Below are 25,496 nucleotides of genomic sequence, written 5' to 3' on the forward strand. Positions count from 1 at the left end.
GGCATTTCCGCACGACACGATGTTAAGGCCTGAGTCAATTTAAGCTGTTGGGAAAGAAAAATCTCCGTTGATGGAAGCTTCCATTTATATTAGTTACTTTATACATTAGCACTTCACCTTAAAAGTCACAAGAAAAAACGCGACTCTCGTGTAGAGCCGCGAATTATTTCAACGAATTATGTGCAACATGGACGAGCTTTGTAAAATCTATATCGTGAGGAATAACTTGTCCCTCATCTACGCTTATTAAATGAAAAAGAAACTCGATATTTCCTTCTCCACCGGTTATCGGTGAAAATGAAGCATTTTTCAATTGGAAATTTTGTGTTTCTGCGAAGCTCGCAATTTCATTTAATACATCTACATGTACTGCTGGGTCTCTAACAATACCTTTTTTCCAACTCGTTCCTTCCCCGCTTCAAACTGCGGCTTAACAAGGGCTATTACATCCCCGTTTGGAACCAGAATTGTTTTTAAAGTTGGAAAAATCAATTTCAAAGAAATAAAAGATACGTCAATAGAAGCAAACGAAGGTAGACCTTCTTTAAAATCAGATGGAGTCGAATATCTAAAATTCGTTTTCTCCATGACCGTTACACGAGAATCTTGACGAATTTTCCATGCTAATTGGTTGCTTCCTACATCTAGTGCATATGCATGCTTAACACCATTTTGTAGCCCACAGTCTGTGAATCCACCAGTAGAGGAACCGATATCTAACATGATCTTGTCTTGAACGGTAAGATCGAATTGCTCTAACGCCTTCTCAAGCTTTAGACCGCCTCTGCTTACATATTTCAATACTTGACCCTTAACGGTTAGTAAAGAATCGATTCCTATTTTTTCTCCTGGTTTATCTACGCGTTCTTCTTTGATGTATACAAGTCCCGCCATAATCGCGCGTTTTGCTTTTTCTCTCGTATCGAACAAACCTTGTTCCACTAATAGTATGTCTACACGCTCTTTCGGTACTTTTGTCATGACGAAATATACCTTGAACTTTCAGTTACAGAAGTTCTCACTAGTTTTACTATATCTTCTGTCGTAATATGAATTTCCTCTAACAATTGATCGACATCACCATGTTCGATAAATACGTCCGGAATACCAATGCGTTTAACATTTGCTTGCAAATGTTGCTCGTTGTAAAACTCTAGAACGGCACTTCCAAAACCACCTTGAAGTGCACTTTCCTCCACAGTAATAATGGGAATATTACGTTCCTGCAAGTTCACTAGCATCTGTTCATCCAGTGGCTTAATAAAACGGGCATTCACGACTTCGACAGATATATTTGCTTCTGCCAGTTGTTCTGCAGCTCTCATCGCCATTGGGATTGTCGTACCAAACGTTAAGATAACGGCTTGTGTACCCTCTTTTAATACTTCCCATGAACCAATTGGAATCGTTTTTAAATTCTCATCCATTGGCACACCTAAGCCATTTCCTCTTGGATAACGTATGGCAATCGGGCCATCCTCATATTCGAAGGCTGTTTTTACCATATGTTGACCTTCATTTTCATCTTTTGGCATCATAATAACCATATTAGGCATATGACGTAAAAACGAAATGTCGTAAATTCCTTGATGCGTTTCACCATCTGCTCCTACTAACCCCGAGCGATCAATACCGATTACAACGTTCAAGTTTTGGCGACAGATATCATGAAGCACTTGATCATACGCTCTTTGTAGAAATGTTGAATAAATAACTAAAAAAGGTTTCATCCCATCTGCAGCCATTCCAGCTGCCATTGTGGTTGCATGCTGTTCCGCAATTCCCACATCAAACATGCGATTCGGGAACTCAGAAGCAAATCCTTCTAGTTTAGAACCGACAGGCATAGCAGGTGTAATTGCTACGATACGCTTATCAGTACGTGCAAGTTTCCTAGCAGTTTCCGCAATTAATCCGCTCCAAGAAGGAGCATTAGTTGCAGATTTTACAAAAGCACCTGTTTCTGTTTTATAAGGACCAGTTCCGTGCCAAGTACCAATCTTATCTTGCTCAGCAGGTTTATATCCTTTTCCTTTTTTGGTGATAACATGAAGGAGAACAGGACCTTTCATTTTCTTTGCATTTTTTAAATTTTCTTCTAACGCTTCGAAACTATGCCCATCAATTGGACCTAAATACGTGAAGCCTAATTCTTCAAAAAATACACCGGATACAAGCAAGTATTTCAAACTGTCTTTTACTCGCTCAGCTGTCCCTGCAAGTTTCCCGCCAACTGCTGGAATCTTTTTCAGCAAATATTCTAACTCATCTTTAGCTTTATTGTACTTACCATGGGTACGTAGTTTTCCTAACACATTATGCAATGCGCCTACATTCGGAGCGATCGACATTTCGTTATCATTTAAGATGACTATCATATCCGTTTTTTCGTGACCAATATGATTGAGTGCTTCTAATGCCATTCCGCCTGTTAATGCTCCGTCTCCAATAATTGGTACGACAAAATTCTTTTTGTTTTGTAAATCACGCGCTTTTGCCATTCCCATTGCGGCAGATAGTGATGTGGAGCTATGTCCTGCCTCCCATACATCATGCTCGCTTTCAATTCTTTTAGGAAAGCCACAAAGCCCTTTAAATTGACGTAGCGTATCAAACTGATCTGCTCGCCCTGTTAATATTTTGTGCACATATGCTTGATGTCCAACATCCCACAGAAATTTATCTTCTGGACTATTAAACGCCTTATGAAGTGCAATTGTCAATTCTACAACACCTAAATTGGGTCCAATATGACCACCCGTTATAGATAATTTCTCTATTAGAAACGATCGAATATCTTCACTTAATTCCTTTAATTGTTCATTATCTAAACTTTTTAAAAAGGATGGGCTAGAAATTGAAGTTAGATCCATTGCCATCACACACCTTCTTTTAAGATTTCCTTCTTTACAACTAGTTAATATAATATCAATAAATCCTATTAAAACAAAGTTATACGCTGTCAGTTCGATCTTTTCGTAATATAATTGGCAAATTCTACAAGTATACCATTATGCATATTTACTTGTTCTAATGCAATGATTGCTGACTCATATTGTTTTTGCAACTGCTCTTTCGCACCGATGAGCGTTAATATTGAAGGATATGTATTTTTTTCACTTAATACATCTTTCCCCGCAGTTTTTCCAAGTTGCTCTGAGGTTCCTTCGATATCTAAAATATCATCTTGAATTTGAAAAGCCAAGCCAATATGGAAAGCATAGGTTTGTAATGCTTTCATAATTTCTTCAGAAGCATTGGCAATAATACCGCCGGCTAATATGCTGAAGGATAGAAGTGCCCCTGTTTTATTTATATGAACTTTTTCTAATTCCTCAAGCGTTAACGATTTTCCTTCACCTAATATATCTAGCACTTGCCCACCAACCATGCCTTCCGCTCCCGCTGCATAGCTTAGTCGTTCGATCAATTCTATTTTCTGGCTTGCAGTTAATTCAGGAAGTCGAGCTAGTATTCCAAACGCAAGTGTCAGAAGTCCATCTCCAGCTAAAATAGCGAGTGCTTCTCCAAATACGACATGATTCGTTGGTTTACCTCTTCGTAAATCATCATCATCCATTGCTGGAAGATCATCATGAATAAGGGAATACGTATGAATCATTTCTATCGTACTAGCAACAGTAGAAGCAACTTCGCTTGTTGTATTCAGTTCTTCTAATACAGCAAGTGTATAGAGTGGTCTAATTCTTTTTCCACCTGCTTGAAGTGAATAAATCATTGCTTCTTTTAATTTTTCAGGGGCATGTATCTCTTGTATTAATGTAAATAGCTTTTGTTCGATAATTGGCTGATTGTTTTGGATGAATGCTTGTAATCCATTACTCATTTTCTTTACCAGCTTCCTCTGTCGTTTCTCCCATGAAAGAGACAAGTTGCTTTTCTGCACTTTGTAGTTTTTCACTACAAAGCTTGGATAGCTCCATGCCTTTTTGATACAGTTCGATAGCGTTTTCTAATGGAACATCTCCTTGTTCTAATTGACGCACAATATTCTCTAGTTGTAGCATAGCTTCATCAAATGGAATTTCTTTTTTAGTCATAAAAATTAGTCCCCTCTCTCATTTCTATCTACTTCTTGAATAATCGCTTCGAGTCGGCCGTCTGATAAAGTAACAATGATGGAATCACCTTGCTGTACATCAGCCACTGATTTTACTAACTTACCGTTTTTATACGTAATGCTATATCCACGGTCCATTATTTTTAGTGGATTTAATGCTTCTAACGTACGAATAGAGGAGATAAATTGATGCCGATTTTTTTCAAATGTTGATATAGCTACTTGATTTAGTTGGTTTGTAATTGTTTGTATAGATCTTTGATGTTGGTCTATGACTTTCTGAGGTGAAAGTTGGATAAATCTATTCTGTATTTGCGTGAAAGAACGATTTTTATCTTTATATAAACGACTTGTTTCTCTTTGTAGTTGTTGCTCTACACGTACATATCTTTCTATAAAAGGACGATATAACTTTTCGGGAGTTGCAAGCACAGGCGATTCCATTGCTCGTTTGTATCTATTTTTCTCATCTGCTAATTTTTTTGTTATGAAATGTAAGCAGGCAGATTGATAGGATAAAACATTTTTCATCAAGTTTTCTTTGCTTGGAACAGCCATCTCTGCAGCTGCTGTTGGGGTTGGTGCACGTAAATCAGAGACAAAGTCTGCAATCGTTGTATCTGTTTCATGGCCCACTGCACTAATAATCGGTATATCACTTTTTGCAATGGCTCTAGCCACTACTTCCTCATTGAATGCCCATAAATCCTCAATGGATCCCCCGCCTCGTCCCACAATGAGAACATCTATCGATTGTAGACTATTTGCTTGTTCAATAGATTTTACAATCGACGGGGCTGCTTGAGGGCCTTGAACAATACTCGGAAACACTATTACTTCGCTAAGCGGATATCTACGTTCTAAAGTTGTTAAAATATCTCGAATTGCAGCTCCGGTTTTCGACGTAACTACTCCAATTTTTTTAGGGAAACTAGGAATTGGCTTTTTACGACTTGGATGAAACAATCCTTCTTTTTCTAATTTCTTTTTTAATTGTTCAAAAGCGAGGAAAAGTTCTCCAATGCCGTCCGGTTGCATACTGGATGCGTAGAGTTGATATTGCCCTGCCGCTTCAAAGACGTTGATATCACCGCGAATAAGTACATTCATGCCACTTTCAGGAATGAACTTGAGGGCCCTTGCATTCATCGCAAACATGACAGAAGTGACTCTTGCAGCATCATCTTTCAATGTAAAATAAATATGTCCGCTTGAATGGACTTTCACATTGGAAAGCTCTCCCTTTACATACACATCACGCAAGTGTGTATCTGCATCGAATTTTCTTTTTATGTATTTAGTTAATGCTTTTACCGTTAAGTATGTATGTGATGTCACGAACGAAACAACTCCTCAGACTTTCCACAATGTAAAAGCTGTCTTTCTGTAGAAAAACAGCTTTCCTTAGTATTAGTTGATTAGGGTATTTTCAGCCGATAAGCATGTATTTTCCATAAGCATAGCAATTGTCATTGGTCCTACTCCACCAGGAACTGGCGTGATTTTAGATGCTACTTCTTGTGCTGATGCAAAATCAACATCGCCACAAAGCTTGTTATTTTCATCACGATTTATACCTACATCAATAACAACTGCACCTTCTTTTATATAGCTTGCGTCAATCATTTTCGCACGCCCAGTAGCCACCACTAAAATATCCGCTTGTTTTGTAAATGTATGTAAATCTTTCGTTTTGGAATGGCAATAGGTTACGGTTGCATCTTTTTGTAACAACAATTGTCCCATTGGTTTGCCTACAATATTACTTCTCCCAATAATAACTGCATGTTTTCCTGCTATTTCCACATCACTGTATTCTAACAATTTCATAATGCCAAATGGTGTACAAGAAAGGAAAGTTGGTTGACCAATCATCATTTTACCAACACTTTCAGGATGAAAGCCGTCCACATCTTTAAGAGGAGAAATTGCTGCAATTACACGGTCTTCGTCTATTTGTTTAGGTAAAGGTAACTGCACTAAAATACCGTGAATTTTTGGATCATTATTTAATGTTTCGACATGTTTTAGAAGCTCCTCTTCTGAGATTGTCTCTTCTAATTCAATCATGACAGAATACATACCTAATCTTTCACATGTTTTTGTTTTGTTGTTAACGTAAGTTTGAGAAGCTGGATTATTCCCAACTAACACAACTGCTAAACCAGGTGTGACACCTTGAGCCTTTAAATTTTCCACACGTTCTTTTACTTTTTCTGTTACTTTACCTGCGATTTGTTTTCCATCAATTATATGATTAGTCACGATAAATGCTCCTTCATTGTAAAAAATTATTGCTCTGTATATTTGGATAATACGCCATTTACAAAACGACTAGATTTTTCATCGCCGAATACTTTGCAAATCTCTAAAGCTTCGTTAATAACTACTTTCGCTGGTGTGTCTTCCGTAAATAATAATTCATATACCGCAATACGAAGAACTGTTCGTTCTATTTTTGGTAATCTAGCGAGTGACCAGTTTTCTAACTTGTCTACTAAAGAAGCGTCTATCTCTTCTTTATGATCTATCGTTCCTCTAACTAATTGAGTTAAAAATGGGTCTTGTTTTTCCGTAACATGGCCAATTGCCTCTTCTATGGAAATCTCATGATTGTCTAACTGAAATAGTGCTTGCAATGCTAGCTCTCTTGCTTGTCTTCGTTTCATAAATAAGTTCTCCTTTAAATGTAGCTATCTAAAGAACAATAATAGCATATTTCCCTCCACAATGCGTAGGAGAAGAAAGAAAAAATGAAAAGAGCCACCCTCGGGATGACTCTTTTCCTATTATTCTGCTGTTTCGAATTGCACACCGGTAATATGAACGTTCACTTCTTTAGGAGTAAGACTTGTCATATTCTCGATTGCTTGACGAATTTGGGATTGCACTTCTCTTGCAACAACTGGAACAGAAGCACCGTATTTAACTAAACAATACACATCGATAAATAATCCATCGTTTGTGATTTCTGTTTTAATCCCTTTTCCATGGACTTTTTTTCCTAGCCGTTCTACAACGCCGGCAGCAAAGTTACCGCGAGTTCCGGCAATTCCTTCCACTTCATTCGTTGCAATACCCGCAATTACAGTAATTACTTCAGGAGCAATTTCAATTGTCCCTAAGTTATCTTTTCCTTCAGGAGTCATTTGAACAAATTTTTGTTCGTTATTTTCTGTCATTTAGAACACTCCTTTTATGAATTCATCACATCGTATTTTTCTAAAAACTTCGTATCAAAATCTCCAGATACAAACACTTCATGATTCATAAGTTTCTCATGAAAAGCAATGGTTGTTTCCACGCCTTCTATTGCAAACTCGGATAGTGCACGCTTCATCTTTGCGATAGCTTCCTCTCGTGTTTCTCCGTAAGTAATTAGCTTAGCTACCATGGAATCATAAAACGGTGGAATGCTATAGCCTGGGTAAACAGCCGAGTCTACACGTACGCCTAGCCCACCTGGAGGCAAGTAAAACTCAACTAATCCAGGGGATGGCATAAAGTTTTTGGCAGGATTTTCTGCGTTGATACGGCATTCCATTGCCCATCCGTTAAGTTTAATATCTTCTTGTTTAAATGCTAATTTTTCACCTGAAGCAACTAATAGCATTTGTTTGATCAAATCGATTCCAGTAATCATTTCTGTAACCGGATGTTCTACTTGGATACGGGTATTCATTTCCATGAAGTAGAATTTTTGATGGATGTGATCAAATATAAATTCTACAGTACCGGCACTTTCATAACCAACTGCAAGTGCTGCTTTTACAGCTGCTTCTCCCATTTCAGCACGAAGCTCTGGTGATAATGCTGGAGATGGCGCTTCTTCTACCAGTTTTTGCATACGACGTTGAACAGAGCAATCTCGTTCTCCAAGATGGATAGCGTGGCCGTGGCCGTCTGCAAGTACTTGAATTTCCACATGACGGAATACTTCAATGTATTTTTCTAAGTATACGCCTGGATTGCCAAATGCAGCAGCAGCTTCTTTTTGCGTAATTTTAATGCCTTTAATAAGATCTTCTTCGTCTTTTGCAACGCGAATTCCTTTACCACCACCACCAGCAGTTGCTTTGATAATGACTGGAAATCCGATTTCTCTTGCAACATTAAGTGCATCCTCTTCTGTTTCTACAATCCCTTTTGATCCTGGAACTGTTGGAACACCTGCTTTTTGCATCGTTTCTTTTGCAACGTCTTTAATACCCATACTTCTAATCGCTTGAGATGTCGGCCCGATAAATTTAATATCGCATTCCTCACATAGCTCCGCGAATTCTGCATTTTCAGCTAAAAATCCATAACCAGGGTGAATACCTTCACACCCAGTTAGTTTTGCTACGCTAATAATATTTGAAAAGTTTAAATACGAATCTTTTGATAATCTTGGTCCAATACAATACGCCTCATCCGCAATTTGGACATGAAGGGCTTCACGATCTGCTTCTGAGTAAACTGCAACCGTTTCAATCCCTAACTCCTTGCACGCACGTATAATTCGAACCGCAATTTCACCACGATTGGCGATTAATACTTTTTTCATTCTTTATGCCCCTTTCCTCGTCTATTGTTTTCTTAATTTCCTTTTACGAGGAACAACGGTTGACCATATTCAACTAATTGTCCGTCTTTCACAAGAATTTCTACGATTTCGCCTTCTACTTCCGCTTCAATTTCGTTGAATAGTTTCATTGCCTCTACAATACAAACGATGGAATCTGCATTTATTTTACTGCCAACTTGTACGTATGCATCCGCATCCGGAGAAGAAGATTGATAAAAAGTACCGACCATTGGGGAAGTAATTTTATGTAACGAGCTTTCTTCTACAACAGGTTTTGCTTCTGTCACAACTACCTCTTCCTTGATTTCGCTTACTGGCTCAGCCTTAACTTCTACCATTTTCGGTTCTTCCACTACAGAAGAGCTTTCAAATGATTGTCCACCTGTAGAGATTATACCTTTATCATTCTTCTTTAGTTTAATTTTTGTACCATCTGATTCATATAAAAATTCGTCTAATGAAGATTGATCAATCAATTTAATAATTTCTCTAATTTCTTGGATTTTCATGTGACTTGTCTCCCTTTTATATACATTATTAATACTTACTCTACCCATTTTAGACGTTTTTACGACAATTTGAAATAGCTACGGCGGAAATCTTCACGAAAGAATGAAAAAAAGCGCCCGCTAGAGGCACTTTTTTTATCATAAACCGTTGAATTTTACTTCCACATTGTAAGCTTGTGGCCATTCTCTTTTTACAGCATAAATAATATCTGATGCTTTTTTAGTAGATTGTTCGTTCGCCACAACATCTATTAATACATCATTATCTTCGATTCGAACAAGCGCGTCGTCATATCCTAACGATTTAATAATTAGCTCCAGCATCGCTTCTGTGGAATCTACCTTAACTAATTCTTCAATTTTGTTAAACGCTTCATCTTTTTGTTCTGCAGTAAATTCATTCGAACCGACTTTTGTCTCTAATTGGGCACGAAGCTGGCTACGTTGTTCTTGTACTTCCATTCTCATCTCTTCGAATGCATTATTACTAGAGGCAAATGATTCTTCGTTCGTAGAAGATGTTTCTACTAATTCCACGTCATCTAATGTGTCATTGGAAAAAAGAGCGATTCCATCAAAAGGCGATGGTCGATCTGATAAGTAGAAAACCGTCACTACCGCTGCTAAACTGATTAAAGTTAAAAACCAAACTGATCTCTTTTTTATATTCATATTATTTATCCTCCATTTCCATTTCTTGTATCACAATTCGATGTGGAGCTATTTGCAAAACAGATGAAAGGGTCTTAATCAAATTATTTTGTACGCGTTTATCCCTCGCTCCTTCCGCTACTACTAGTATTCCAATCAGTTCTTCCTTGTCCCCCCTACTGTCACTTGTCCACTGGAAAAATGATACCTCGCTTTCCGTTGTTTTTTCAGTGTTCTCTTTGTAATGAAAATAAACTTCCACGCGACCAACCCCATTGATTTTCTCCAATATGTAGCCTAAATCTTCTGTTGTTTTAGGAGCTAGTTTTGTTTCTTGTTCGTTGCTTTCATCATTCCAAAGGAACATTTCTGAAAAAAGTAGACTGATAATGAGAACAGCAATACTTATGACAACAAAACGAAAAGTGGGCTTTTGTTTAATTGATATAATGTTCACCCTTCTTTTCATGATGGTTACAATACTTTATGCAAGACAAACTATTTATATGAAGAGAAAGGACAAGATCCAGAAGATTATCGCAATTTTTACGAGAAAGTCTATCTTTTCACTGCCCGAACCTTCTAGTAATATCGTTAAAAGTTCACCGACAACGACAATCAGTAGCAATCCAAACAAGAAATTGTTAACGATTTTTCTTATCCTTTCACACTTATGAGTAATTTCGCAAAAAGCATCGTTAGAATAATGGTAAAAAAGAAAGCAAATGCGATTAATACTGAAATCACAGACAACACAAACAATGTTCTACCAATATCGTCTAGTAAACCACTGATATCACCATCGATAAAAGGATCGAGAATCGCTCCCAATAATCTGTATAAAAAAGCAATTAATATCGTCTGAATCGTCGGTATCGATACAAGGACTAGTACAGAAAACAGTACTGCGTTGCCTGTAACAACCGATGCGGATGATGAGTAACTTTTCATCGTACTAATACTTTCTGTTAACAGTGACCCAACAAAGGGAATATTATTGGCGATTAGTCTTTTTGCCGATTCGTTAACCGCCCCACTGACAGACCATGTAAATACACCGTTAACGGTCATAAAAAAACTATACAAAACTAAGATAATAGAGGTAGTCCCAACTAACGTCATGCGAATGAGATCAGACATTTTTGAAAACGAAGTAGCTGGATGTATTCTAGTTATTACATCAAATATGAATGCCGCCATAATGGAGGGGATTAATACTTTTTCAGCTAATATCGTTGTAAAAGAAGCAAACACCATAACCATTGGATTCCACAAGGTGATTAGTAACGCGCCACCAGATAAAGCTATTCCTGCCGTTAGTAATGGATACATCCCTAAAAACAAGGTTACTAATTGTTTGGAGAGCGCTTGGATCATATCTAACGTTCGAATTGCAGGCTCTAAACAATAAAACAAATAATCATGATAAACAAAAACTTTAATAACCGTTTACTAGATGGTATTAACCACTCTAAACATACAAATACCAATCCAAACAGTAAAATATACGTAAATGTTTGGATGACCTCTTTGACCGGCTGCATTAATGTCTGTAACATTTCATCCATCATTCATTGTTCATTCCTTCAAGAAAGTAATCCGAGTACGGAAAAAAACTTTTCGTAAAATTGCTTCATATGTTGCAGCCAAGCGAGAAGGATGATTGCTTTTGTAGTAAACGAAAGTATCGTTGCAAGGCTTGTATACTCATACTCCGAAAGAAGCTCTTCCACAATTTGAGTAATAAAAAGTAATAAGACCGAAAAAAGGAGTAATTTAAATACGGGTAGTAGGGCGACTGGAACTATGGAGAAATAGTGAGTTACAAACGGGATAATAAGGGAAATCACTAAATATGTTAAAAAAAGAAAGATATAAATAGTATAGATAATCGAATGTAAGCGCGGATACGTTTCTTTTACTAATTCCAGCAAGCAAAATGCGAGGATAATCGTCACATATACGATCATTGGCTAACTCGTCATAAGAAGCCATTCTAGAAATGTGGAAATCTCGTAAAAAAATAATCTTAATAAACGCAACAATTCGATTGTCATATATATATATCCAACAAAAAACAAGAAAAAAGCAAATTCTTTTTTACCAGTAGATTCAAAAAACAAGTGCAGAATCGCAATCAATAATCCTATACCCGCAACTCGAAGTACATCGTGAAGTTCCACAATGCCTCCCCCTTCCATACGAATAACATATGAACGGATATACGAGAATATGAAAAAGATTATCGCAAATTAAGGGAAGCTCCATTAAACATTAGAGCAGTGAGTAGAAACATAAATTTCCTTTTACAACTAAAAAGAGGTTTTTTACAACTAAACAGAGCAAAATTCCAACTAAAGCTTTAAATTTTCCAACTAAACCTCCTGTGCGAACATAAAGTTCTGCACATCAGGCTTTTAATATGTGAAAACAACAAAAAAACGAGCCTTCTCTCGAAAAAATCGAGAAAAGACTCCCTACTTATAGTTTTATTTTAAGCTCTTGATACGTATGAACCTTCATCTGTGTTAATGATTAATCTATCCCCAACGTTGATGAAAAGTGGAACTGTTACTACTAAACCAGTTTCAAGTGTTGCTGTTTTAGATCCACCACCAGAAGTGTCTCCTTTAATACCTGGTTCTGTTTCTGTTACTTCTAATTCAACTGATTTTGGTAATTCTACTCCAAGAGTTTCACCTTGATATTGAATAATATGAATTTCCATATTTTCACGTAAATATTTTAATTCTTCTTCGATTTGGTTTTCATTTAACTCTAATTGCTCATATGAATCAGTGTCCATGAATACGTGTTGATCACCACTTGCATATAAGTATTGCATTTTTTTGTTATCAATTTGTGCTTTTTCTACTTTTTCTCCAGCACGGAATGTTTTTTCATTCACCGAACCATTACGTAAATTTCTTAATTTTGAACGAACGAATGCTGCACCTTTTCCTGGTTTTACGTGTTGGAAATCCAATACTCGGTAAAGTACACCATCTACTACAATTGTTAAGCCTGTTTTAAAATCATTTACTGAAATCATCTATTTCCCTCCAAAATTAAGTTAGTATTAAAAGTTCTTTTGTCGAATGCGTAAGCTTTTCTAAACCATTTTCTGTTACTAGTGCATCATCTTCGATTCTTACACCACCGATATTCGGTAAGTAAATACCTGGTTCAATCGTAATAACCATACCTGGTTCTAACACAATATCCGAACGGAATGATAATCCTGGCCCTTCGTGAACCTCTAGACCAATTCCATGACCCAATGAATGTCCAAATGCTTCTCCGTAGCCTTTAGAAGCAATATAATCGCGCGCAATTGCATCTGCCTCTTTACCTGTCATACCCGGTTTAACCTTTTCTAAAGCAAGTAATTGCGAATCTAGGACAATTTGGTAAATTTCTTTCAACTGTTCGCTTGGCTCCCCAACTGCAACTGTTCGAGTCGTGTCAGAAATATAGCCATTATATATTGCACCAAAGTCTAATGTCACGAAGTTGCCTACTTCAATTACTTTATCCGATGCTACACCATGTGGTAGTGCAGAACGAACTCCTGAAGCAACGATTGTATCAAAAGAAGAAGAGGTTGCTCCACGCTTGCGCATGAAAAATTCTAATTCGTTGGACACTTGTAGTTCCGTCATCCCTGGTTTTATGTATGTAACGATATGCTCGTAAGCTTCATCTGCAATGCGACAAGCTGCCTTTATTATACTAATCTCTTCGTCCGTCTTTATCAAGCGAATTTTTTCCACAAGACCAGATAAAGGCACTAAATCTGCCTTGACAGCTTGTTTATACAATTCAAAGCTACTGTATGTCAAATCCTCTTTTTCAAATCCAAGCGATTGAATGCCCATTTCAGCAACTTGTTTAGCTACTTCTTCGATTAAAGTCTTCTCATGTTTTACAATGCGGAAATCTTTAATCTGGCTTGCCGCTTGTTCTGTATAACGAAAATCCGTGATAAAAACTGCATCGTTTTTAGAAACAATGGCAACACCAGCCGTTCCAGTAAATCCTGTCATATAGCGTCTATTGTATCCATTTGTAATTAATAATGCGTCAATTCCTTTTTCTTCTAACGCTGTACGTAACTTCGCAACTTTCATGATTACCCCTCATCTCATTTTCTAATAACTTCTGCCTATTATTTTAGCATACGAAATAAGGATGGTAAATTTTCATTTGCTTAATGGTTTATCTTGCGCATGAAAGATGGCGGATTCCATTAAAAATCGTGTAGCCACGATAATAATACAGATAAAGGGGATAGACATTTTTTTGATCGTTTTATCGATGGTATTAGCATCCAGAATAATCCATTCTAAAATAAAGGCGATTATTAATCCTAGTGCAATACTTGTAATAGCTACCGGGATTTTCATGAACACCAAACTAATATAATATAAAATGATGCTTGCTGCCCACACGACGATAAACAATATTATCCATTTGATAAAAACATTGCTATCCTTTAATACATGAAAAGTATCTGAAAATCCTACTGGATCCCATTTAATGAAATGAAAAAAATCTAATATTTTGAGCATAATTACAGTAATCAATGCCACCGTAAAACTAGTACTGATCGCTAAACCTTTCATGTAAATCTCCTCAACTTTTTTACTCTAGTGTAGGCTTTGAAAGGATTTTTTAAACAAGAAAAAGTAAATACATAAATGCTTATCTCCGATGGCTAAGGGCGACTAATCACTGATTGACAGCAACCAATTCACAAAATTGCAAACTTACATGAGATGAGAGGACAGTATCTGTAACTCTTTTTTAAATTTTGCGCGTAGGTACTACAATATTGCGAGTACCGCTTGAATGTAAGAAATTATTCTCTCCTTCAACTTGACATATCGAAATTTCTAGATATATAATTACCCTCATGAAACCTATTGATGTTTTCAAAGCATTATCTAATGAAACAAGACTCAAGATTTTAGAGTGGTTAAAGGAACCCGAGAAACATTTCCCAAAACAAGGCGCTCACCTACCCAAGGAGGTAAGTTACAAAGGCGGAGTATGTGTTGGAGATATTCAAGAAAAAGCCAAAATTTCTCAATCTACCGTTTCTAGCTACTTAAATATGATGCAAAGAGCTGGTTTACTTGAATCTATTCGTCATGGACAATGGACATACTACAGACGCAATGAAGAATTTATTCAACATTTAGCTGAATATTTTAAAACAGACATCTAATTAATATTGATTTCTGTTTTTTTTTACCACCTTATATCTATTTTTCTAGATATACAATTATACAGAAAAGAGGAATCGATCTATGCGCTTTATATCTTATATGTTAGCCCTACTAGCTGGAGCGGCACTTAGCTTTGAAGGAGCTATCTATGCTGAATTAGGAAAAACAATTGGACAAATAGAGACAAGTTTTTATAACTTCTTTATGGGCTCAATAATCATGAGTCTATTGTGGCTATTTTTTGGAAAAGGAAGAATTTCATATACTTTAGAGGCACCTAAGTGGTCATTACTTGGAGGTGTCTTGGGTGTTATTTATTTAACTTCCATTGTTGTCAGTGTCCCATTCGTTGGTGTTGGCATAACAATGGTTGCTGTTATAATCGGGCAATTAGTAATGAGTATGATTATTGAACATTTTGGATGGTTAGGTAGTCAGAAAAACAAGATTAATAAAGAAAAACTATTTGCAGTTCTTTCCATGATCATGGCACTAATATTAATAAACTAGGAGGTATGACCCTTATGGGTTTATTTATGATTATATTCACATTAATTGGTGGCATCACATTAAGCGCACAATCATCTATCAATGGTACATTTAGTCGAAAAGCTGGAACAATAGAAACAACATTATTAACCTTTCTCACTGGAACAATGTTTTTGACCATTTTTATTTTATTTTTTGGTAGCGGGAATATACTAGCACTTTTAGAAGCACCAAAATGGCAATTAAGTGCAGCATTTTTAGGCACTATGTATTTACTTTTCACTGTTATGGCAGTACCAAGAATTGGAGTAATAGCAACAAATATTGCTGGTATAGCTGGTCAACTAGTAATTGGGCTTATTATTGATCATTTTGAATGGTTCAATAGTTTAATCATAGAATTAGATATAAAACGGGTTTTTGCTTTATTATTTATGGTTATTTCCCTTTATTTTATATATAAAGGAAATAAACGCACTAGCGACGATACAGTTGCATAAATCCTAACAATGTTTACTTCAGAAATAGTATTAAATAATTTGAGATGATCGTTTTCTTTTGGACATAAAAAACACCCCTTTAGATATTTTTTATCCAAAGGGGTGTAACGGTAAAAGTTTATTTTAAATCTATATTTGTTTAATTCTTTATTATATTATAAACCACATTTTAACTGTGCATTACAGTTCGTGCATGTGTTACAGCCGCCCATTTCTTCTACCGTACCTTTTCGGCAAACTGGACAAGTATTTCCTACTTCTGAACCAATCGTTACATTCGTTGAGCGTAAATCTTGGATTGTATCGATTAATACAATAGGACGTTTTTCAAATACTTTTTCTTCTTCCTGCTCCTGATCGTCTAATGTATTTTCCTCCGCTTTTAGCGTTAATACTTGCGCATCACGACTTCCATCCACGTATACAGTGCCGCCTTTTGCTCCGCCATTGTATAAGCGTTCATAAACAGCTTCTACTTGCTCTACTGTGTAGCCACGTGGGGCATTTACTGTTTTCGAGATCGAACTATCAATCCAGCGTTGGATAATACATTGCACATCTGCATGTGCTTCTGGTGGTAATTCCATAGCTGTAACAAACCAGTTCGGAAGATTTTCTTCTTCCGCTGTTTCATTTTTAGCTAAATATTCTTTTACAATATCCGCTTTCACTTCGATAAATTTCCCTAAACGTCCACTTCTGTAATACGTAAACGAATAATAAGGCTCCAGACCTGTCGAAACACCAACCATTGTTCCAGTAGATCCCGTAGGAGCAACTGTTAATAAATGCGAGTTACGAATGCCTGATTCTAAAATAGCATTTCTAATTTCCTCTGGCATTGTTTGCATAAATCCTGTTTCAGTAAAAGCTTTACGAAGTCGATTCGTTTCTTCCTCTGTTTCCCCTGTTAGGAACGGGAAGCTTCCTCGTTCTTTTGCAAGTTCCGCCGAAGTTTCATATGCTGCAATCGCAATGGTTTTAAAGATCTCATCTACTAAAATATTGCCTTCTTCAGAACCGTATTCTTTTTCACAATAAATTAGTAAATCTGCTAATCCCATTACGCCAAGTCCAACACGTCGCTCGCCTAGTGCTTGTACTTTATTTTCTTCTAAGAAATATGGGGTTGCGTCAATAACATTATCTTGCATACGCACACCAACGCGTACCGTTTCTTTTAATGCTTCATAGTTTACTGTTTTTGTTTCTTTATTTGCAAATTGTGCTAGGTTCACAGCAGCTAGGTTACAAACTGAATACGGAGCTAATGGCTGCTCACCACATGGATTGGTTGCAACAACCTTTTGTCCATATGCTTTTGCATTTGTTTTTTCATTCGCATTGTCAATGAAGAAAACACCTGGCTCAGCTGAGTATGTCGCACAAATATTAATCAAATTCCAAAGTTCTTTCGCTTTTACTGTGCGATAAGTTCTTACTGCATAACCCATTTTCTCCCACTCACGAACGTCGCCAATCGTATGCCAATTTTCGTTATAGAATGCCATTTCCTCTTCTGTATATGATTCAGTCGCTGGGAATCGAAGATCAAAATCTTCATCATTTTCTACTGCTTTCATGAAATCATCTGTTAGTGTTACTGAAATGTTGGCACCAGTTAAAAATTCTGGATTATGAACAGTGTATGTACCACCATCACGAAGTTTCGTCTCTGCATCACGAATGATTTCATTGCTGAACCCACCAAGACCAGGGATTGCTTTATAGTTTATAATACCTTGATACATCGCTTCTTCCTGCAATGTCAACGGTTTAAATTTAAGCTTGTCCTTCGCTAATTGTTTAATCGTTTCGTCTTTTGTATTTTCGATTAGGAATCGTAAAATTCGCGGATTTTGCATTTTCGAAATGATGAATTCCGCAATATCCGGATGCCAATCTGCCAGCATTATCATTTGTGCTCCCAATTTTGTTACACCACCATATGTGGGGTTAGGTCATTTCTGCCTAACTCTTATGCTTTCACATAAGTTCAGACTATATCATCAAAGAAAAATCATTATTCTTTGTCTCGTGCCTTATAGAATCATTACTGATAACTATAATTTACTTCTTCCATAGCAATGCGTTAGGAAGTTTCAATAGTCGTTGAACGTTGATCTCCGTTTCCAAAGACCCTTCGCTGCTGATTGTCCAATCTCTCTTCTTTTCAAACCTTCACGCTCACTATTACTAGTCACGTTGTGGTGAAGGGAGCTCTAAGGATGTTCCAGCAATTCACGAGATTACGTCGCCGATATGTTAACGACGTGAACCACCTTGTTCGACAAGATGAGTCAATTTAGCAATATCATCTAACCAAGATACAGAACCGGAAGATTTACCATTTACCCCGCGTGCTAATGTATTACGTGGACGAAGTGTAGAACCATTTGTACCAACTCCACCACCGCGGCTCATAATCTCCATTACTTGTTTACGATGATCACTAATTCCCTCACGAGAATCAGCCACAAACGGCATAACGTAACAGTTAAAATATGTTACATCCGTTCCTGTGCCTGCTCCGTATAATACTCGTCCAGCAGGGATGAATTTTAAAGAAACTAATTGCTGATAAAACTTTTCGAACCATTCAGCTCTTTTTTCTTCCGTCTTCTCCACTGAAGCAAGTCCAGTAGCATTTCGTTTAGCAATTTGTTCATAGAATACTTCTAAAGGCTTTTCAATTACGCTAAGCGGGCGAGTTACAACACCTGATGCAACTTGATTGTTGTCATCAATTGCACTTCGATAATCTTCTTCAATCAATACATCCGCCGTTTTCGCTTCAACATCAATCGACACGATATATCCTAAACCGCGCGCTGGAAACTTTGGATCGTCTTTTACCGTTAATACGACAAAATCTCCTGTTTTTAACGTTTTTTTCTCCGTATCTTTAAAAGAGTAACGGTCAATCATAACTAGTTTAGATACACCTTTATGCGTTAATTTCATGTCCGTAGTAATTGGGTGTACTTGTGGAAATTGCTCAATATCTTTGTTTAATTGTTTAATGTTAATGGTTGCATTTGGGTTTTGAGATGCTAATACCATCATATTGCCTCCCTTTTAATAAAAAATAAAACACACCATATATAGTGTATCGCTGTTAATAAACGATACTATATGTTGTGTTATTTTGCAAATGAATAGATTTGACGCAAACCTAATGATCGCAGTAGTCAATGGACTAAATGACTAAAAAAAAATTATTTTCTAAAGTTCCATTCATCATTAGCATATCGCTTTGCTTCCAAATCTTTTACATACAACTCTTGTTCTTCTGTTAACTTATATTCCACTAATTCAATTTCCAAAGCGTCTTCAAAACCTTTTTTAAATGCCACCTTGCATTCATCGATCGTGACCGGATTTTTACTAATTTTGTTGATGGCAACCGCTTTTTTCGACAAACTCGCTTTTACTCTTTCCCTTAATTCATCAGAGGAAAACTTAAATGTTTGAATTAACTTATCTTCATCTAAATCCAATAAAATAGCTCCGTGCTGCAAAATGACCCCTTTTTGCCTTGTTTGTGCACTACCTGCCACTTTTCTACCCTCTACTACAAGTTCATACCAACTTGGAGAATCAAAACATACAGCAGATTTCGGTTTTTTTAGATCCTCTCTTTTTTGTTCCGTATCTGGAACAGAAAAATAAGCATCTAAACCGAGATTCTGGAAGCCAAGTAACAAACCTTCACTAATGACCCGGTAAGCTTCCGTTACAGTTGCAGGCATATCAGGATAACTTTCTGTCACAATTACGCTATATGTAAGTTCATGTTCATGGAGCACGCCTCTTCCACCGGTAGGTCTTCGAACAAATCCTAGTCCTAATTTTTCAATGGCATCCATGTCTATTTCTTTCTCAACCGATTGAAAATAGCCAATCGATAAAGTAGCGGGATTCCACTCATAAAATCGTATGACTGGTGGGATGAGCCCCTCGCTATGCCAATCTAATAGCGCCTCATCAAGTGCCATATTATATGCTGGACTACAAGGTCCAGAATTAATGAAATACCATTTGTCTTTTCCACGTAAGTCTTCTCCCTTCACAACGATATTCATTTTATCAAATAGATTGAATTGTATCTAGTGAATCTTTTATAATAGATATGGAAACATAGAAAGGGGAAAGACCGTGTCTAATACTTTATACTTTTTAATAGCCGTAATTGTCGTGTTAATAGTTTACGCTATTATTCAAGCATTACGATTAAAAAAAGCAGTTACAAACCTTACGCAAGAACAGTTTATAACGGGTTATCGTAAAGCCCAACTTATCGATGTGAGAGAACCAAAAGAATTCGATGCTGGACATATTCTTGGAGCAAGAAATATTCCTTCGTCACAACTTCGCCAACGTTTCAAAGAAATTCGCCCAGATAAGCCTGTTTACTTATATTGCCAAAGCAGCGCAAGAAGTTCTCGTGCAGCAATGTTTTTAAAGAAAAAAGGCTATTCTGATTTAAACCAACTTCAAGGTGGCTTCAAAACTTGGACAGGTAAGATTAAAACAAAATAATATTAAAAAGTGCTCCTTGTAAAATGAGCTGAAATTCTGAGTCTAGATATACATAAAGGTTCTTCTTTTAAAAGAGGGACCTTTTTCTATAATCATCCCGCTAATGGAGGTATTAGATGCAAAACATGTTTTATTTTCACATAATGAAGATTTCAGAGAAACACATCCAAACTACGAGGACTTTGCCATCGTATCCAAACGCATTATTCATTTGCTAAAAGAACGCAAATATGCTAATTGGCAAACCATCGATATAGGAGAATCTATTTTACAATTAGACGGAAACTTATTAGAAATGATGGAAAATAATCTCGTTACCTATGAAGTGTTAGCATCTATATTTGAAACAAGGGCACAAAGTAAAATTACAAGTAAATCACAATTGTCAGTAGAAAGTAAGCTAGAGATTGTTGATACCTTTGAAAATAATCTAATCTTTTTCCCCGAATATGATGTCGCAATGACATTCTCTTTTAACTACTCTGGCGGGAACAGTTGGCCAGAATACTATTTCTTTTCAATTTCGGCAGAAACAGCACTTACATTCTTGCAAGAAATCAATGAAAAAATGCGTCAGCTGCTTATGCAATCCGTTACCTATTTGGTAGATACCGAGCATGGGGTACAACGCAGAAAGTACGGCGAGCAAGCTGCGGTAAGTCGTGATGATGTATTATTATCTGAAAGCATTAAACAAGACATTTTCCGATCAATCGATGAATTTTTTAAAGAAGATGGACACTTTTTCAAAGATTATGGACTACCCTATAAACGCGGGATATTACTATACGGGTCACCTGGTAATGGTAAAACGACTTTAGTGAAATCGATTACCGGTTCTACCAAGGCTCCGGTCGTCTATTGGCAAATAACTGAATTCACTGGTAGTCATTCGGTACAAGAAGTATTTGGAATTGTCACTCGGCTAGCACCAGCAATTTTAGTAATTGAAGATATCGATTCCATGCCAGAATACACACGTTCCGTCTTTTTAAATACTTTAGACGGCGCTCAATCAAGAGAAGGGTTATTTATCATAGGGACGACAAACTACCCGCAAAAAATCGATCCTGCGCTTATTAATAGGGCTGGTCGTTTTGATCGTGCTTACGAAATCCCTTCCCCATCTGAAAAAGTGCGGGAAAACTATTTACGCAAACTGGATATTAAGCATATTTTCACGGATGATCAATTTGCAGATATGGCGAAACGTTCGAAAGGATTATCTATGTCTCAATTGAACGAGCTGTATATGTCGGTTGCGCTCAATTGGCATTATGATGGAGAACTCGCTTATGAAAAACGAATTGAGGAACTGATCAAGCAAAACAAACGATCCATAAAAAACGATTGGGAGAAAGACGAATCTTCTATAGGATTTTAACCATTTATCTATAAACAAAAAGAATCCGCTGTGATTCTTTTTTTCTTTTCATATAATTCCTGAAACTTCCCTCTTCTATTTTCGTATAACAATCAACATGATGTTTAATTATGAAATCATTTGAATGAGGTGGATTATTTTGGCACTAGGAAATCGCAAGGATTTGTTTTGGATTTTTGCACTTATTTTATTAATAGTAGCACCATTTGCTTGCATCCTCACTCCGGTCATTACGTCGATTACATTTTATAGCGGCCCTGGATCGATTGTTTTTGTACCACTTAGCACGAGTTTTTTGGCGCTTGCATGCTCATTTGTTTTTGCAATTATGCTTCTTTGTGCGTCCTATTTTTTAAAATCTAATATAGTTAGAGCGATAATGATTGTTATCGCAGCAATTGGATTTATACTCATTTTTACGTTAGGTATTCAAAACTATGTTTATCTACATGAAGATAAAATAGAATTTAATCCACTTCTCGGAAAAAAAGTAGAATACGAATGGGGAAACCTTGCGAAGGTAGTACATGTATTAGAGGAACCAGAAGAGAAACAAGATGAAATATATATTTTTGAGTTTACAGATGGGTATGTAATTGAATTTCCTGTATCCGGAGTTGTTAATGGATCAGTGCAAAGTGCAATTTACCAAAAAGCAAGGCAATACGAAATACCATTTGAAGACTGAAAAAGTGCGGACCATTTGAGGACCGCACTTTCTTTTTATGCTTTTGTATAACGTAAAACTGGCTTACGAGCAGCTTTTGTTTCATCTAAACGATTAATAACTGTTGTATGGGGTGCATTTTGAACAATTTCTGGATCCTCTTGCGCTTCTTTGGCAATTTGGATTAATGCATCACAGAATGCGTCTAATGTTTCTTTGGACTCTGTTTCTGTTGGCTCGATCATCATACCCTCTTCTACATTCAGTGGGAAGTAGATTGTTGGTGGATGATATCCAAAATCAAGCAGACGTTTCGCCATATCTAAAGTACGAACGCCAAGTTTCTTTTGACGACGACCACTTAATACGAATTCATGCTTACAATGACGATTGTATGGAAGATCGAAATACTCTTCTAGACGTCTCATCATATAGTTTGCATTTAGTACTGCATATTCAGTAACAGCTTTTAAACCATCCGGACCCATTGAGCGGATATACGTGTAAGCACGAACATTGATACCAAAGTTGCCATAGAACGGTTTTACACGACCAATTGCTTGTGGACGATTGTAATCAAATGTATATTTATCTTCTTCTTTTACCAGTACTGGACTTGGTAGGTATGGAATCAGGTCAGCCTTTACTCCAACCGGACCTGAACCTGGACCACCGCCTCCGTGAGGGCCAGTAAATGTTTTGTGTAAGTTTAAGTGAACACAGTCAAAGCCCATGTCTCCTGGACGTGCTTTAGACATAACCGCATTTAAGTTTGCGCCATCATAGTATAATTTACCACCAACACCATGGATGATTTCAGCCATTTCTAAAATGCTTTCTTCAAATAGACCTAATGTATTTGGGTTTGTTAGCATTAGGGCTGCTGTATCTGGACCAGCAACTCGACGCAAGTCCTCTAAATCTACTAATCCGTTTTCATCTGATTTTACTGTAATAGTTTCAAAGCCAGCTACAGTTGCAGATGCAGGGTTAGTTCCATGAGCAGAGTCTGGAACGATTACTTTTGTACGTTGTAAGTCGCCATTTGCTTCATGGAATGCACGAATCATCATTAAAGCAGTCCATTCACCGTGCGCACCAGCTGCAGGTTGAAGTGTCACTTCGTCCATACCAGTGATTTCGATTAAATGCTCTTGAAGATCATACATTAGCTCCATTGCGCCTTGAACAGAAGATTCATCTTGTAATGGATGAATGTTAGCAAAACCTGGGAAACGTGCAACCGATTCATTAACTTTCGGATTGTATTTCATCGTACAAGATCCAAGTGGGTAGAATCCTGTATCCACACCGTGGTTACGGTTTGATAGAGCAGTATAATGGCGCATAATATCTAGCTCGGAGACCTCTGGTAATTCCGCCTCTTCTTCGCGTAGCATACCTTGTGGTAATAATGACGCTATGTCTACTTCAGGAACATCTAATTCAGGTAGGTTATATCCTACACGACCTTCTCTCGTAATTTCAAAAATTAGTGGTTGGTTATCCTTATGCATGAAGAGCCCCCATTTCTTGCACGAGTGCATCTATTTCTTCTTTTGTACGTTGCTCAGTTACAGCGATTAATACGTGATTTTTAAGATCGGAATTCACTCTACCTAAGTCAAATCCTCCGATAATTCCTTTTTCAAGGAGTGCTTTGTTACTATCCGTAATAGAACCATTTACTTTCACAACGATTTCGTTGAAATGTGCTCCTTGGAAAGGTACTTCAAATCCTGCTTTTTCAAAAGCTTGTTTCGCATAATGTGTTTTTGTGATATTTTGAATCGCTATTTCTTTAACACCTTTTTTCCCAAGTGCTGTCATTGCAACAGAAGCTGCAAGTGCATTTAACGCTTGGTTCGAACAGATGTTAGAAGTCGCTTTGTCACGACGGATATGTTGCTCACGGGCTTGTAATGTTAACACAAATCCACGACGGCCATCTTCATCCGTTGTTTCTCCAACCAAACGTCCTGGAACTTTGCGCATCAATTTAGATGTTACTGCGAAGAAACCACAGTGAGGTCCACCAAAAGCTTCCGCGATTCCAAATGGTTGTGCGTCTCCAACTGTAATATCTGCCCCAAATTTACCAGGTGGCGTCAAAGCTCCAAGTGCAAGTGGGTTTGTAGAAACAACGAATAATGCTTTTTGAGCATGTGTTAGTTGTTCTACTTTTGCTAAATCTTCAATTTGACCAAAGAAGTTTGGGTACTGAACTAAAACGGCTGCTGTTTCTTCATCCACTAATTCTTCTAGTTTCGACAAATCAGTTAAGCCATTTTTTATTGGTACTGTTACCACTTGAACATTTTGCCCTTTAGCATACATTTTCACTACATCAATATATTCAGGATGAACGGCTTCAGAAACAATAATTTTTTTACGGCGAGTGTGCCCTGCAGCTAAGTTTCCAGCTTCAGCAAGCGCTGTACCACCATCATACATAGAAGAGTTTGCGATATCCATACCAGTTAATTCACAAATCATCGTTTGGAATTCAAAAATTGCTTGCAATTCCCCTTGTGAAATTTCTGGCTGATATGGAGTATATGCCGTATAAAATTCAGAACGAGAGATAACATGATCTACAATAATTGGCTTGAAATGATCATAAACTCCAGCACCAAGGAAAGAAGCGTACTTTTTGCTATCCGCATTTTTATCAGCAAGAGCTGCTAATTCTTTCAGTAACTCTGATTCTGCTTTCGCAGGTTTAATATTATACTCACCATTAAAACGTACTTTTTCAGGAATGTCTGCAAACAATTCATCAATAGAAGAAATGCCGATTACATCTAACATCTCTTTTTGATCTTGCTCAGTCATTGGTAAATAACGATGCTTCATGGAAGGACAACCTCTTTCT

General features: G+C 37.1%; 28 protein-coding genes and 2 pseudogenes. 6 read left to right on the forward strand and 24 right to left on the reverse strand.

Annotation, left to right across the window (positions count from 1 at the left end):
• Positions 1–163 precede the first annotated feature (163 nt).
• The 19 genes and pseudogenes from OR571_RS12990 to OR571_RS13080 form a co-directional block, all read right to left on the reverse strand.
• Positions 164–981: pseudogene (locus tag OR571_RS12990) on the reverse strand (TlyA family RNA methyltransferase).
• On the reverse strand, positions 978–2,873 hold the full coding sequence (gene dxs / locus OR571_RS12995; RefSeq protein WP_282243287.1) for a 1-deoxy-D-xylulose-5-phosphate synthase: 1,896 nt from the start codon (positions 2,871–2,873) through the stop codon (positions 978–980). The pseudogene OR571_RS12990 and the gene dxs overlap by 4 nt, the downstream one beginning before the upstream one ends.
• Positions 2,874–2,962: 89 nt before the next feature.
• Complete coding sequence (locus OR571_RS13000) at positions 2,963–3,847, reverse strand: polyprenyl synthetase family protein (protein ID WP_282243288.1); 885 nt, start codon at positions 3,845–3,847, stop codon at positions 2,963–2,965.
• A complete protein-coding gene (gene xseB / locus OR571_RS13005; RefSeq protein ID WP_142538500.1) occupies positions 3,840–4,061 on the reverse strand; it encodes an exodeoxyribonuclease VII small subunit in 222 nt (73 codons plus the stop codon). Before xseB ends, OR571_RS13000 begins: the two co-directional genes overlap by 8 nt.
• A 5-nt stretch (positions 4,062–4,066) precedes the next feature.
• Positions 4,067–5,419 (reverse strand): exodeoxyribonuclease VII large subunit, encoded by a 1,353-nt coding sequence (gene xseA / locus OR571_RS13010; protein WP_282243291.1) that lies wholly within the window; start codon positions 5,417–5,419, stop codon positions 4,067–4,069.
• A 72-nt stretch (positions 5,420–5,491) separates the two neighbouring features.
• Complete coding sequence (gene folD, locus OR571_RS13015) at positions 5,492–6,346, reverse strand: bifunctional methylenetetrahydrofolate dehydrogenase/methenyltetrahydrofolate cyclohydrolase FolD (protein WP_282243292.1); 855 nt, start codon at positions 6,344–6,346, stop codon at positions 5,492–5,494.
• 26 nt (positions 6,347–6,372) lie between these two features.
• Positions 6,373–6,750: a transcription antitermination factor NusB gene (nusB, locus tag OR571_RS13020; RefSeq protein ID WP_142538497.1), complete on the reverse strand. Its 378-nt coding sequence runs from the start codon at positions 6,748–6,750 to the stop codon at positions 6,373–6,375.
• A 120-nt stretch (positions 6,751–6,870) separates the two neighbouring features.
• Entirely contained in the window at positions 6,871–7,263 is a 393-nt protein-coding gene (locus OR571_RS13025; protein WP_142538496.1) for an Asp23/Gls24 family envelope stress response protein, read from the reverse strand.
• Between the two features lie 14 nt (positions 7,264–7,277).
• Entirely contained in the window at positions 7,278–8,627 is a 1,350-nt protein-coding gene (gene accC, locus OR571_RS13030; RefSeq protein WP_282243293.1) for an acetyl-CoA carboxylase biotin carboxylase subunit, read from the reverse strand.
• Positions 8,628–8,659: 32 nt separating this feature from the next.
• Positions 8,660–9,157, reverse strand: a complete 498-nt coding sequence (gene accB / locus OR571_RS13035) for an acetyl-CoA carboxylase biotin carboxyl carrier protein (protein WP_282243294.1) — start codon at positions 9,155–9,157, stop codon at positions 8,660–8,662.
• Between the two features lie 138 nt (positions 9,158–9,295).
• Complete coding sequence (locus tag OR571_RS13040; protein ID WP_142538493.1) at positions 9,296–9,829, reverse strand: SpoIIIAH-like family protein; 534 nt, start codon at positions 9,827–9,829, stop codon at positions 9,296–9,298.
• Between the two features lies 1 nt (position 9,830).
• Entirely contained in the window at positions 9,831–10,265 is a 435-nt protein-coding gene (locus OR571_RS13045) for a hypothetical protein (RefSeq protein WP_282243295.1), read from the reverse strand.
• A 200-nt stretch (positions 10,266–10,465) separates the two neighbouring features.
• A complete protein-coding gene (locus tag OR571_RS13050) occupies positions 10,466–11,224 on the reverse strand; it encodes a stage III sporulation protein AE (RefSeq protein ID WP_282243296.1) in 759 nt (252 codons plus the stop codon).
• A complete protein-coding gene (locus OR571_RS13055) occupies positions 11,209–11,379 on the reverse strand; it encodes a hypothetical protein (protein ID WP_282243297.1) in 171 nt (56 codons plus the stop codon). The genes OR571_RS13050 and OR571_RS13055 overlap by 16 nt, the downstream gene beginning before the upstream one ends.
• A 15-nt stretch (positions 11,380–11,394) precedes the next feature.
• On the reverse strand, positions 11,395–11,778 hold the full coding sequence (locus tag OR571_RS13060; protein ID WP_282243298.1) for a hypothetical protein: 384 nt from the start codon (positions 11,776–11,778) through the stop codon (positions 11,395–11,397).
• A 3-nt stretch (positions 11,779–11,781) separates the two neighbouring features.
• Positions 11,782–11,991, reverse strand: coding sequence for a SpoIIIAC/SpoIIIAD family protein (locus tag OR571_RS13065; protein ID WP_093265786.1), 210 nt, complete (start codon positions 11,989–11,991; stop codon positions 11,782–11,784).
• A 311-nt stretch (positions 11,992–12,302) separates the two neighbouring features.
• Positions 12,303–12,860, reverse strand: a complete 558-nt coding sequence (gene efp / locus OR571_RS13070; RefSeq protein ID WP_282243299.1) for an elongation factor P — start codon at positions 12,858–12,860, stop codon at positions 12,303–12,305.
• Positions 12,861–12,876: 16 nt separating this feature from the next.
• A complete protein-coding gene (locus tag OR571_RS13075) occupies positions 12,877–13,941 on the reverse strand; it encodes a M24 family metallopeptidase (protein WP_282244170.1) in 1,065 nt (354 codons plus the stop codon).
• A gap of 69 nt (positions 13,942–14,010) precedes the next feature.
• Positions 14,011–14,433 (reverse strand): hypothetical protein, encoded by a 423-nt coding sequence (locus tag OR571_RS13080; RefSeq protein WP_282243300.1) that lies wholly within the window; start codon positions 14,431–14,433, stop codon positions 14,011–14,013.
• Between the two features lie 290 nt (positions 14,434–14,723).
• Between OR571_RS13080 and OR571_RS13085 the strand changes: the two genes are divergently transcribed.
• The 3 genes from OR571_RS13085 (at position 14,724) to OR571_RS13095 (ending at position 16,028) form a co-directional block, all read left to right on the forward strand.
• Positions 14,724–15,038: an ArsR/SmtB family transcription factor gene (locus OR571_RS13085; RefSeq protein ID WP_142538486.1), complete on the forward strand. Its 315-nt coding sequence runs from the start codon at positions 14,724–14,726 to the stop codon at positions 15,036–15,038.
• 82 nt (positions 15,039–15,120) lie between these two features.
• Entirely contained in the window at positions 15,121–15,549 is a 429-nt protein-coding gene (locus OR571_RS13090) for a DMT family transporter (RefSeq protein ID WP_282243301.1), read from the forward strand.
• Positions 15,550–15,563: 14 nt separating this feature from the next.
• On the forward strand, positions 15,564–16,028 hold the full coding sequence (locus OR571_RS13095) for a DMT family transporter (RefSeq protein ID WP_282243302.1): 465 nt from the start codon (positions 15,564–15,566) through the stop codon (positions 16,026–16,028).
• 155 nt (positions 16,029–16,183) lie between these two features.
• Here OR571_RS13095 and OR571_RS13100 read toward each other — a convergent pair whose 3' ends face one another.
• The 3 genes and pseudogenes from OR571_RS13100 to OR571_RS13110 all read right to left on the reverse strand — a co-directional run bounded on the left by OR571_RS13100 (position 16,184) and on the right by OR571_RS13110 (position 20,113).
• The gene (locus OR571_RS13100; RefSeq protein WP_481900390.1) at positions 16,184–17,959 is read right to left on the reverse strand and encodes a vitamin B12-dependent ribonucleotide reductase; all 1,776 of its coding nucleotides are present in this window, start codon (positions 17,957–17,959) and stop codon (positions 16,184–16,186) included.
• Between the two features lie 337 nt (positions 17,960–18,296).
• A pseudogene (locus OR571_RS13105) lies at positions 18,297–19,091 on the reverse strand (ribonucleotide reductase N-terminal alpha domain-containing protein); the annotation flags it as partial.
• A 155-nt stretch (positions 19,092–19,246) separates the two neighbouring features.
• The gene (locus OR571_RS13110; RefSeq protein WP_282243303.1) at positions 19,247–20,113 is read right to left on the reverse strand and encodes a lipoate--protein ligase family protein; all 867 of its coding nucleotides are present in this window, start codon (positions 20,111–20,113) and stop codon (positions 19,247–19,249) included.
• 97 nt (positions 20,114–20,210) lie between these two features.
• Between OR571_RS13110 and OR571_RS13115 the strand changes: the two genes are divergently transcribed.
• The 3 genes from OR571_RS13115 to OR571_RS13125 all read left to right on the forward strand — a co-directional run bounded on the left by OR571_RS13115 (position 20,211) and on the right by OR571_RS13125 (position 22,642).
• Positions 20,211–20,570, forward strand: a complete 360-nt coding sequence (locus OR571_RS13115; RefSeq protein WP_400785948.1) for a rhodanese-like domain-containing protein — start codon at positions 20,211–20,213, stop codon at positions 20,568–20,570.
• 103 nt (positions 20,571–20,673) lie between these two features.
• Positions 20,674–21,954: an AAA family ATPase gene (locus tag OR571_RS13120; RefSeq protein ID WP_282243305.1), complete on the forward strand. Its 1,281-nt coding sequence runs from the start codon at positions 20,674–20,676 to the stop codon at positions 21,952–21,954.
• 139 nt (positions 21,955–22,093) lie between these two features.
• Positions 22,094–22,642 carry a hypothetical protein gene (locus tag OR571_RS13125; protein WP_282243306.1) on the forward strand — a complete coding sequence of 183 codons (549 nt, stop codon included), beginning with the start codon at positions 22,094–22,096 and terminating at the stop codon, positions 22,640–22,642.
• Positions 22,643–22,677: 35 nt separating this feature from the next.
• Here OR571_RS13125 and gcvPB read toward each other — a convergent pair whose 3' ends face one another.
• A complete protein-coding gene (gcvPB, locus tag OR571_RS13130) occupies positions 22,678–24,138 on the reverse strand; it encodes an aminomethyl-transferring glycine dehydrogenase subunit GcvPB (RefSeq protein WP_282243307.1) in 1,461 nt (486 codons plus the stop codon).
• Positions 24,131–25,477, reverse strand: a complete 1,347-nt coding sequence (gene gcvPA, locus OR571_RS13135) for an aminomethyl-transferring glycine dehydrogenase subunit GcvPA (RefSeq protein ID WP_282243309.1) — start codon at positions 25,475–25,477, stop codon at positions 24,131–24,133. Before gcvPA ends, gcvPB begins: the two co-directional genes overlap by 8 nt.
• Positions 25,478–25,496: the final 19 nt, after the last annotated feature.

It is taken from the genome of Psychrobacillus sp. NEAU-3TGS (assembly GCF_029955155.1).
Taxonomy (GTDB): Bacteria; Bacillota; Bacilli; order Bacillales_A; family Planococcaceae; genus Psychrobacillus.